The organism is Erythrobacter sp. CCH5-A1 (genome assembly GCF_001557115.1).
Taxonomy (GTDB): domain Bacteria; phylum Pseudomonadota; class Alphaproteobacteria; order Sphingomonadales; family Sphingomonadaceae; genus Erythrobacter.
On sequence record NZ_LSKQ01000200.1, the window covers coordinates 1 to 597 of the forward strand.

The 597-nt window shown below is 64.8% G+C and carries 1 protein-coding gene; it reads left to right on the forward strand.

Features of this window, described 5'->3' with window-relative positions:
* Positions 1-129: 129 nt before the first annotated feature.
* The gene (locus AX708_RS11790) at positions 130-582 is read left to right on the forward strand and encodes a transposase (protein WP_066110539.1); all 453 of its coding nucleotides are present in this window, start codon (positions 130-132) and stop codon (positions 580-582) included.
* Positions 583-597 lie beyond the last annotated feature (15 nt).

The window sequence follows — 597 nt, forward strand, 5'->3', positions numbered from 1 at the left end:
CCGAACGGCTGATGCCGCGCACCCTGAGCGTTGACAGCGGACATCAGAGCGGTGTCCCGAGCCCACCTTGCGCGGTTGATCTGAAGCGCCGAGTTTCCGCGCCCAGTTAAAGGGTGAGGCGCTGCTCCTATGATAATCTCTGGTGATGATCCTGTGAGCAAGGGTGCTCGGCGGTTCGAGGTATTCACTGGCGCTGGCAAGCGCCGCGACTGGTCCGACGCAGAGAAGGCGTCGATTGTGGCGCGGTGCTGGCCTGGAGGCGAGAGGGTCAGTGCCGTGGCGCGCAGGCACGCATTGGACCCTTCCCAGATATACGGATGGCGCAAGGAGCTGGCGAGGCGGTGCAAGGATCACGGTTTGGCCGTTCCGGTTGCTCTGGAACAGCAAAGCCCTGCGTTCGTGCCGGCGGTTATCGCGCCTGACGATGCGCCGGAGCCTGACCCTCGCCGTTCACGTCGCCGTCGTCGTGCCGAGCCCGCACCGATCGAGCTGGAGATCGGCGGTGCGCTGATCAGGATTGGCCACGGCGCTGATGCGGATATGATCTCCGCCGTCATTACTGCTCTTCGAGGGTCGCGATGATCGGCCCGGCACCCG